This is a genomic window from Vibrio sp. S12_S33, from assembly GCF_963889785.1.
GTDB lineage: Bacteria > Pseudomonadota > Gammaproteobacteria > Enterobacterales > Vibrionaceae > Vibrio > Vibrio aestuarianus.
On record NZ_CAWPQZ010000069.1, the window covers coordinates 1 to 9,496 of the forward strand.

Below are 9,496 nucleotides of genomic sequence, written 5' to 3' on the forward strand. Positions count from 1 at the left end.
TATTTGAAGCCGATAAAACTCAACACAAACCAGATCCAAAACTTAATTGAGGCAACCCAAGAACCTTAAAAACGATAAATCTCAGGTTGTTCAAGAATCCATTTCGACCAAGCCAACTTGCCGAAAATACAGAACAAATTCTCAATAAAATCGTAGCTTTGACCTTAAAAACTCATCAAACACATAACGCCGCATTAAGGTGTGAGCAACGCTACCACGACACCCAACCATACCAGCGTAAACACAAAACCCAACGATGGAATGAAAAATGCCAAGCGTTGGGAATCACTCTTAAATGCTTTGTTAGTTTTACCCTAGCGCACCTTGATTTTTTAGATATTTCTCAAGTAAACCAGCCTTTTCTAGCATTCTGAATGGGTTGTTCATGGCGGCATTTTCAGCGTGCTGATCAGTTACCCTACACCAAGGACATTGATCATCTGTATCTATAAGCGGCTCGGTACAAGAAATACAAAGTTTATCAGCTTGCGCTAATTCCCCATTTTCAAAACGGTAAGCTGCTTTAGTTGCATCTAAGAAGTAAGGCTTAGGGTTACTTTTTCCAATAACCTGTTTCAACCAGCTTATTCCGTTGTCATTAGCCACATCAAGACTTTTCGAGACAAACTCTTCACTTGCTCTAGGTCCAACTAGTATTTTAGTAACACACGACATTGGAATTTCTAAAATATCCATTTCAGCAATTTTTGTTGTCACACCCAGAGTGTCAACAAACCTGACCTCTTTTTCATAGCTCCACTCATCATATTTGGAAAAATATGCTTCAACAAAAGTATAATCTTGTAACTCTTTAACATGACGAGGCTTTAATGTTTGAGCCGCCCTAGCCAATATTTGAGACAGGTTCGGATGTGGCTCAGTTCGATAACTCACTTCCCATACTGGATTACCCTCAAACTTCTCTTGTAGTTTTTCCAAGTCAAACTCGAGCACAAAACCAGAATGGTTGTTTGCGTAATGAGCCCACATAGGAGACGCAATCGGAGATTGAGAAAAACAGGATGTGGGAAACTGAGGTAACTCACTAATTACTTCATTATAAAAAGCTATATGCTCCGGCAACAGGTCTCTTTTGACAGAGAGAAATAGCTCATAAGGATCATTGTAGTCTTTTGGGTATGAACACTTAACATTACAAAAATCGTCTTTAGCAAAGACTAAATCAATTACGCCCTCACCAAAGTATTTATATATCTTACTCATATTTACTCCACTGCACTCAATGGTAAAACTAACGCCCAATTAAGGGGTGAGCAACGCTACCACCCGACCTAAAGCATTGCACCGTAAACACTACAATTGAAGTAGAAGCAAAAATGCCAAGCGTTGTGAATCCCTCTTAAATTGCTTGTTAGGTTCGTTAATATTGAAACTCCAATTTGACCAATTGAGGGCATGGAGAATCAAACTTAAGATGAACCGACGAACAAGTTTTGGACATGACTTTAAATGAAACAACCCCATCGCCGAGCGCACCAATAACATATGACTCATCTTCGAAAGGCTTATCAAAGTTGAATGTGAAATCGAGTACTCCATTATCTATGAGACAAGATATGTTTTTTGCATCGATGATGTTTACGACAGAATTAGGGTCAAACTTAATATATGCTAGCGCATCACTTTCCTCATGCTTTATCGGAGGGTTGATTAGCTTCTGGTTTATTTCCTTATACTTTTTAAGTGACTTTCTATCAATTGTCCCGTCATGGGCTAGCCTGTGACAACTTGGGCACAAGGCTACTAAATTATCCGGCTTATGTTCCTTGCACTTTGCCCAAGGTACTATGTGATGTAAATCTATATTCGCAGAGTCTTTACAGGTAGGAATTATGCACCTATGCCCAGCTTCAACTAGCACTTCTCTTTTTACTTCTGCTGGTATTGCTGACCTTTTAGTCATTCAAATCTCCTTGTAGAACCTAACGCCCAATTAAGTGGTGAACAACGCACTGACCAAGCCGCTGCATTGCACCGTAAAACACTTTACCTGACGCATAGTAAAACTGCCACGCGTTGAGAATCCACTTGAATTGTTTGTTATGTGAATTTCACGCTGCATTCAAAGTAAACCACCGTAGAAACGAAGAAATTTTAATAAGTTACGTGCAAAAACGATGCTTACCAAAACCTAAATTTCACAGCGATCTTAGCCAACGAGAGCCACTTGCAGAATCAACAACAAAGAAAGCGCCCTTTCAGCAACCGCTAAATTTTTTGCTTCACCAGATTTTCAGAGCTGAATGTCAGCAAGTGAATCAGTCAAAAAGACATTTCAATTAAAGCGATTTGAAACTGATGAAACTCAACACAAACCAGATCCAAAACGCAATTGAGGCAACCCAAGAACCTTGAAAACGATCAATCTCAGGTTGTTCAAGAATCCATTTCGACCAAGCCAACTTGCCGAAAACACGGAACGGATTATCAATGAAATCGTAGAATTAACCTCAAAAACTCATCCAACACATAACGCCGCGTTAAGTGGTGAGCAACGCCAACCACCTCACCTAACCCATTGTGACATAAACACTTAAAATGAAGAAAGACGAAAATGCCGAGCGTTGGGAATCCGTCTTAAACGCTTTGTTATGCGTACTTACCCCAGCAAGCTTCGCTCTAGGCTTTCTTTCGTTGGAACCGAGTTTTGTTCAAACATTTTCTCTACAGATTTGTATAAAAGCTCATATGTTTGTAACAAGGTTTCCTGCTTTACTGAATTGTCACCGTGCGCAGCCTTTGAACGTTCGTTATACAGCTTTGCGACCTTTTTATATAATAGGTAGGCTTTATCACCACCATCAGGTTCAAGATAAGATGCGATCATTACAGAAACTCGAAAACGTAATTCTGCTTTGTCTTTTGTGAAAATAGCTTCTAAAGCCCCCCACAATAATACGAGACTCATTGGAAGAGATTGTTGAAAATGAACTTCATCCAAAGAACTTACCGCTAATTTAAGCTCGTAATGACTATAAATAAGATCCATGCACCTTTCAAAGTTCTCTGCAATCCAACCAAACTTATCTTGAGAAAGTTCGTTATTTGCACCTTTAAGGACTAATACCCGGTTAGTCTCCCATAAAGATACTTCTGGATCGCTATCGTTGAACTCAGCTTTTGATGCAAATGAAACCGATGAGATTAAAAAACAATGTAATTGAGGTGATAGCCCCAAGCGTAAAAGGCTAACAATGGTCTTTACATAATCATATGCCTCAGCCCCCTCCGGCTTTTGAGTTAAATCAACTTCAAGCTCCCAATGGACAATTTTGTCACCTGAGCCCCTTACCGTTTTCCAAGGAGAAGGAGCAAGTTTCTCACTAGTTGGTGATTCAAGCGCAACCATATGAGGGGACATAAAATGCGCGTATGCATGCCTAGCAATGACACCTTTCGGTAAAACTAACTCATCAAAACTAATTTTGACACCCGACATACCTAGGTAAACGTTACTATTATCAAACATCTTCATCATCGTTTTTCGCCTGTACGCATAACGCCCAATTAAGGTGCGACAACGCTATAACACCCAAGCTAAATCACTGCGCCATAAACACAAAATTCAAACCGGAGTAAACTCGCCAAGCGTTAGGAGTCACTCTTAAATTGTTTGTTATGCATTTAAAGCCCACCACACAGGTCTAAGTAATTCCCCGTAGAGAATGATGACTTTTCCGATGAAAGCCAATAGATAGCTTCTGCTACCTCTTCAGGACGCCCTCCTCGTTGGAGAGGGATAATACTTTTTAACCGCTCTATCCTTTCAGGCTCACCACCATCAGCATGCATTTCCGTATAAATGAGCCCAGGGCGAACGCAATTAACTCTGATACCTTCTGAGGCAACTTCTAGAGATAACCCTTTTGTCAGCGTATCAATTGCCCCTTTAGACGCTGCGTAATCAATATACTCATTTGGCGAACCCGAACGAGATGCGCCCGATGAAACATTCACTATCACACCTCCATGCCCACCATGACGTGTAGACATGCGTTTGACTGCCTCACGGCAGCAAAGAAAGTAACTAGTCACATTATTAGATAAGATGGTATTGATTCGGTCGGCAGTCATATCTTCGAGGCGTGATTGTTTGCGAAGAATACCTGCATTATTAACAAGCACCGACAAAGCACCTAGTTCATCATCGATTCTCGCAAATAGCCTTGATACTTCAACTTCACTCGAAACATCAGCTTGAACCGTAATACACTGACCACCTGTTAACCTAATTTCATGAGCTAACGCTTCTGCCGCTGCCGAATTGGACTTGTAATTAATACAAACTGCATAGCCGTTAGAAGCGAATAGCTTTGAAGTGGCAGCACCGATGCCTCTACCACCCCCGGTGACTAGAACTACTTTTGATTCACTCATATATCACCCTTGAGTCTCGAAATTGGAGAAATGCATAACGCTGCGTTAAGTGGTGAGCAACGCGACCACAATCCTAAACCATTGCGCCTTAAACACAAAACTCAGCCTAGAGCCGAAACTCCCAAGCGTTGGGAATCCGTCTTAAACGCCTAGTTAGCTGCTGCACTTTCGCTAGCAAATTACGCCCAAATGCCTAATTTGAAACACATTATTGCTTTCAAACGGCAAAGTAAAACAGACAACTGTGAAATTAAAACCTAATCCACGAAATGCGCTTGGCAAAGAAGAAATGACCGAGGAAATCACCATTTCTGAACTCGGTAATTTGCAAAAAATTCTATCGAAAAAGCCAACGACAAAGCACACGAAACGCATTTAGGCATTCATGAATTTCAACAGCAAAGAAGCCACGCCAATGAACTTAACAAAAACAACATTTCCCGTAAGCAGACTTCGTTAAGTTCAAACACTTCCCGAAAAGTGCCACTGGCGAGATAGTTGAGAAGCTGAGATTTGTCCGGTGTGTAGCTAGGAAACCCAAAGCCTTTCCACCTTAAATTCACAGTTTTTCTTAACCTCAGCTAACGCCCAATTAAGTGGTGAACAACGCACTGACCAAGCCGCTGCATTGCACCGTAAAACACTTTACCTGACGCATAGTAAAACTGCCACGCGTTGAGAATCCACTTGAATTGATTGTTATGTGAATTTAGCTATGAATTCAAAGTAAACCACCGTGGAAATGAAGATATTTGAATAAGTTACGTACAAAAACGATGCTGACCAAAACCTAAATGTCACAGCGATCTTAGCCGAAGAAAACCACTTACAGAATCAACAACAAAGAAAGCGCCCTTTCAGCAACCGCTAAACTTTTTACTTCACCAGACTTTCAGAGCCGAATGTCAGCAAGTAAATCAGTCAAAAAAGCATTTCAATTAAAGCGATTTGAAACTGACGAAACTCAACACAAGCCAGATCCAAAACTTAATTGAGGCAACCCAAGAACCTTAAAAACGATCAATATCAGGTTGTTCAAGAATCCATTTCGACCAAGCCAACTTGCCGAAAACACAGAACGAATTCTCAATGAAATCGTAAAATTAACCTCAAAAACTCATCCAACACATAACGCTGCGTTAAGGGGTGAATGCCGTACAAACCAGCTTTCCGCAGACCACCATCACCACCAAAACTCACCGCATACCAAAAATGCCACGCGGCATGAATCCCTCTTAAACGCCTTGTTATGTGCGAACTCGTTCAGTAACCTTGTCATACGAAGTTTTGCAGACTTTACAAGTAAAATGCGGATTTGGTGTACTTGTAAAACTAGCCTCCGAATATACCAAATGTATTAATTTGTCATCACTTTCATAGCATTTTGTACAGAACGGGGAATCATCATTCTCTGCCCAATATAGTTCGGTTTCCGAATCGTAGGTGACTTTAACCCTTTCATCTAACCGCTGCGTAAGCTGTCTGATTTCTTCATTCTTTTGCGCTAAAATCCCATGTAACTGACTAGCTTCAACCATTGTTAATGAAAGCTGCTGAGTAAGCGTTGCTAAATGTAACTGCAACTCCACAGAATCAGGTTTATCTTGTTGAACTAACTTTAACGTTTCCAAAGACTTGTTGATGAAATCGATCAAAGTAACACCTGTGGCTAAACTAACTGACATTTGTTCTCCATACCTTTAATTACCTCATAGCACATAACGCCGCATTAAGGTGTGAGCAACGCTATCACGAAACTTAACTAGACCACCGTAAACACTGAACCCAACGATGGAATGAGAAATGCCATGCGTTGGGAATCACTCTTAAATGCTTTGTTATGTGCGAAGTTTCGCTGTGTGATAATCTAGTTTATAAAGTACTGGAGACATTTGCATTTGCTTTACTTCAATACCTTTCCGTTCACAGATGTCTATTACCTTATCCGCATCATCTTTGGCTATCTTTGTGCCGAGAATTACATATTTAGGCTTGGGAACCTGATAGCCCATCTCTTTCTGCAATATTCCATTACTGAAGACTAAACGCCATTCTTTTTCATATGACCACTCTTGGCTTTTTACAAGAGCAGCTTGATTTATGTACAAAATATTATTGATAGTTTTTTCTTGAGAAAATATACCTGAAGCATCGAACATATTTTCTGAATAGATGGCGGGATAAAGCATTCTTGTCCGTAAATCATCATTACCCAAAGCGCTGAAATCATAGGCTATACAAAAGCCTTTATGGTAATCAGCGTAATGAGACCACATAAGAATTGATGTAGGATCTTCCGAGAAGCAACACACTTTAAAGGCTTGCTTCATGTTTTCAGAAAGTTCTGAAATCATGCCTAGCCCGCGCTTTTTTATTGTAGCAGCTAAAGCATCACCTATTGTTTTGCCATACTCCGGACGGTCAGGATAACTCAGTTCCATGAGCTTAGTCATGGGGTTGTCAGTATTTAAAATAGCATCAATTGACTCTTGATCTTCCTTAGATATGATTCCTGCTTCAAAAGCCATATCTAAAATTAATGTTGGATCATATGGGTCTAACTCATCTTTTTTCTTAAACGAGCAATCATATGGATCATTGAAATTTCTAGGGTCTGATAACCAGATGCTATCTTCCTCTAGGTTTTTGAGCGAGTACTCATCTACTGATCGATATTTATAGAGAAACTTAGGCAAATTCTCGAACTTTAAGCGAATAGCCTTATCTATTTTTTCGACTGACGTTTCTTTTGAAAACACCAACTCTTTGTATTCTTGAAACCACTGCACTATAAACTTCCCTCCAAGCACATAACGCCGCGTTAAGTAGTGAGCAACGCCACCACGAAACTTAACGATACCACCGTAAACACGAAACCCAACGATAGAATGAAAAATGCCATGCGTTGGGAATCTGTCTTAAACGCTTTGTTAAGTGCTTTTTATTTGACCATCAGTTCTTTGATTTGCTGAATATTTAAATTGTGCTTATAAACACAATGATCACCTATACCTATAGCCAGTAACCAACAGATAATAGGAACAATGATTGTACCAGCAGTAAAGAAGGCAACGATACAAAGAACGAAAGCTCCGGCTATTGAAGAGTAGAATAAACCCAACGGTCCAAAGAACAGTGTGAGGAGGAAAGATACTAACCTTGATTTTTCATTAAGATTCACTTTAAGCACCCAAATTAATTATATTTTGCCGACCAATAACCACATCAATAAAATGGTTTCTAGTTAACGGGATTCTATACTAAAAACTCCCAAATCAAGAAGAATTTTATGCATTAACACTCTTAATTATAACGACGATTTCTAAAAACACTTAACGCCGCATTAAGTGGTGAGCGACGCTAAGCACCTATGCCTCGACAAACCACTTAAAACGCAAAAACTGAATTTACACTAAAACCGCCAAGCGTTGCGAATCCGTCTTAAATGCTTTGTTAAGCGTATTCTCAAGTTATTCGCTGTAATAGAAAAGCTCAAATTCCCCGGCTAGAAAAGAGATATCCATACCTAACTTTCCGCCTAATACTTCCATTAGACTCATTACAGATGATTGATATCTTTCCATATTTTTACTACAAAAGTCTCGTTGATATTTTGGGGCAAAAGAAAAACCAATGTATGTAATGGGATCTTTGTAATGTACTAGGTAGTCTCTTAACTTAAACAACTCTACAAGATCATCACGCCATTTTAACGAGCCATAATTTATCTCGTTTGTTTTACAGAGATACTTAATTTTATCTACTGTGCCTCTGAATTGCTTTTCATCTAACCCTGAAGTGCTAGGAGTATTTTGCCAGGCTAGGTTAACAAATGCTTCAGTTGCTATAGCCCAACCTAAAACAGACTCGATACATAAAGATATTGTTTTCTCATCATCGAACGCTGGACTCATTAGCGTAATGTCTTTTGCAGTCTCAGGATCAGAGTGCCTGACTGAAACCAAATGTTTGGTAGCTTCTAACCAACTCTTATTGGCATTTTTGAGTAGAAGCTGTTCTACATTTAATCTGTACCCGTAACTCAAAATGACTCCTATACGCTTAACGCCGCGTTAAGGGGTGAATGCCGCCTAAACCAACCTTCCGCAGACCACTTTCACCACAAAAATCACCGCATACCAAAAATGCCACGCGGCATGAATCCCGCTTAAACGCCTTGTTATGAGTATGATCTAAAAGGGGTAATATCTATACCTTCGATGTCACAAACCGCCTGAATCGTAGGATTTAAACAAAGTCGCTTCAAGTACGCTGCTAGGTACTTGAATGTCAATGGGGACCTTTTTATTGGTAATGACCACAGAGCAAGCATAAATAAGAAGTAATCACATGCTGTGAGCGTATCGCCAAGTAAATATTCTTGGTGCTCAAGTTGGTTGTCGATAATGGATAATGCATCAGCAATCCTATCATCTTGAGCAGACACAACATTGGGTATGCTAGCTTCATCGTTGGTATGTCGGTGTGGATAATAGCGAACCATGAGTTCTGCTTGCAGTGTATTGTTAAGAAAAGCTAACCATTGATAAAACAGAGGTCGTTTTGCGTCACCAATAGAAGGCATTAACGTTGAGTCTGGGTGCAATTCACAGATATGAATACAAATCGCAGGACTTTCAAAAATTGGCTGGTCATTGATCACCAACGTAGGTATGCGACCGGCTGGATTGAGCCTTAGATAATCTGCTGATTTCTGTGAGTTCAATTTTTTATCGACCAACAATAGCTCATAACTTGCATTTAGGTGATGAAGCAAGAAATGAGGAGCTAGGCTAGCATTGTTCGGATAGTAGTAGAGCTTAAACAAAATTGACTCCTTATCTAGAAACTAGCGAATACTCATAACGCCCAATTAAGTGGTGAACAACGCACTGACCAAGTCGCTGCATTGCACCGTAAGACACTTTACCTGACGCATAGTAAAACTGCCACGCGTTGAGAATCCACTTGAATTGTTTGTTATGTGTTTTTTGCACCACAAATTTTTTGTAATACTGCCTCAATGACATTGTCACTGATTTGTTGACTAACTTCTGATGATGAAATCGGATCGGAATTATAAAGAAGTCCATTCCCC

9 protein-coding genes are annotated in these 9,496 nt (G+C 40.0%); 1 reads left to right on the plus strand and 8 read right to left on the minus strand.

Features of this window, described 5'->3' with window-relative positions; genetic code table 11:
* Positions 1-309: 309 nt before the first annotated feature.
* The 4 genes from AACW06_RS18105 to AACW06_RS18120 all read right to left on the minus strand — a co-directional run bounded on the left by AACW06_RS18105 (position 310) and on the right by AACW06_RS18120 (position 4,398).
* Positions 310-1,224: a DUF2971 domain-containing protein gene (locus AACW06_RS18105; protein WP_192076150.1), complete on the minus strand. Its 915-nt coding sequence runs from the start codon at positions 1,222-1,224 to the stop codon at positions 310-312.
* A 157-nt stretch (positions 1,225-1,381) separates the two neighbouring features.
* Positions 1,382-1,924 carry an HNH endonuclease gene (locus AACW06_RS18110; RefSeq protein WP_094182976.1) on the minus strand — a complete coding sequence of 181 codons (543 nt, stop codon included), beginning with the start codon at positions 1,922-1,924 and terminating at the stop codon, positions 1,382-1,384.
* Positions 1,925-2,620: 696 nt separating this feature from the next.
* Positions 2,621-3,499, minus strand: coding sequence for a HEPN domain-containing protein (locus tag AACW06_RS18115; RefSeq protein ID WP_192076151.1), 879 nt, complete (start codon positions 3,497-3,499; stop codon positions 2,621-2,623).
* A 146-nt stretch (positions 3,500-3,645) separates the two neighbouring features.
* Complete coding sequence (locus AACW06_RS18120; protein ID WP_113795313.1) at positions 3,646-4,398, minus strand: SDR family oxidoreductase; 753 nt, start codon at positions 4,396-4,398, stop codon at positions 3,646-3,648.
* 244 nt (positions 4,399-4,642) lie between these two features.
* Between AACW06_RS18120 and AACW06_RS18125 the strand changes: the two genes are divergently transcribed.
* Complete coding sequence (locus AACW06_RS18125; protein WP_272956768.1) at positions 4,643-4,777, plus strand: hypothetical protein; 135 nt, start codon at positions 4,643-4,645, stop codon at positions 4,775-4,777.
* 868 nt (positions 4,778-5,645) lie between these two features.
* Here AACW06_RS18125 and AACW06_RS18135 read toward each other — a convergent pair.
* The 4 genes from AACW06_RS18135 to AACW06_RS18155 all read right to left on the minus strand — a co-directional run bounded on the left by AACW06_RS18135 (position 5,646) and on the right by AACW06_RS18155 (position 9,226).
* Positions 5,646-6,083 (minus strand): hypothetical protein, encoded by a 438-nt coding sequence (locus AACW06_RS18135; RefSeq protein WP_080608900.1) that lies wholly within the window; start codon positions 6,081-6,083, stop codon positions 5,646-5,648.
* A 153-nt stretch (positions 6,084-6,236) separates the two neighbouring features.
* A complete protein-coding gene (locus AACW06_RS18140; RefSeq protein WP_192076152.1) occupies positions 6,237-7,187 on the minus strand; it encodes a DUF2971 domain-containing protein in 951 nt (316 codons plus the stop codon).
* Positions 7,188-7,868: 681 nt separating this feature from the next.
* Positions 7,869-8,444 (minus strand): hypothetical protein, encoded by a 576-nt coding sequence (locus AACW06_RS18145; protein WP_192076153.1) that lies wholly within the window; start codon positions 8,442-8,444, stop codon positions 7,869-7,871.
* A 134-nt stretch (positions 8,445-8,578) separates the two neighbouring features.
* Positions 8,579-9,226, minus strand: a complete 648-nt coding sequence (locus tag AACW06_RS18155) for a glutathione S-transferase family protein (protein WP_176310717.1) — start codon at positions 9,224-9,226, stop codon at positions 8,579-8,581.
* Positions 9,227-9,496: the final 270 nt, after the last annotated feature.

Bases quoted from the DNA above. Each gene is read 5' to 3' on its own strand.
- AACW06_RS18135 (WP_080608900.1), bottom strand. From the start codon at position 6,083: ATGTCAGTTAGTTTAGCCACAGGTGTTACTTTGATCGATTTCATCAAC.
- AACW06_RS18120 (WP_113795313.1), bottom strand. From the start codon at position 4,398: ATGAGTGAATCAAAAGTAGTTCTAGTCACCGGGGGTGGTAGAGGCATC.
- AACW06_RS18115 (WP_192076151.1), bottom strand. From the start codon at position 3,499: ATGATGAAGATGTTTGATAATAGTAACGTTTACCTAGGTATGTCGGGT.
- AACW06_RS18105 (WP_192076150.1), bottom strand. From the start codon at position 1,224: ATGAGTAAGATATATAAATACTTTGGTGAGGGCGTAATTGATTTAGTC.
- AACW06_RS18110 (WP_094182976.1), bottom strand. From the start codon at position 1,924: ATGACTAAAAGGTCAGCAATACCAGCAGAAGTAAAAAGAGAAGTGCTA.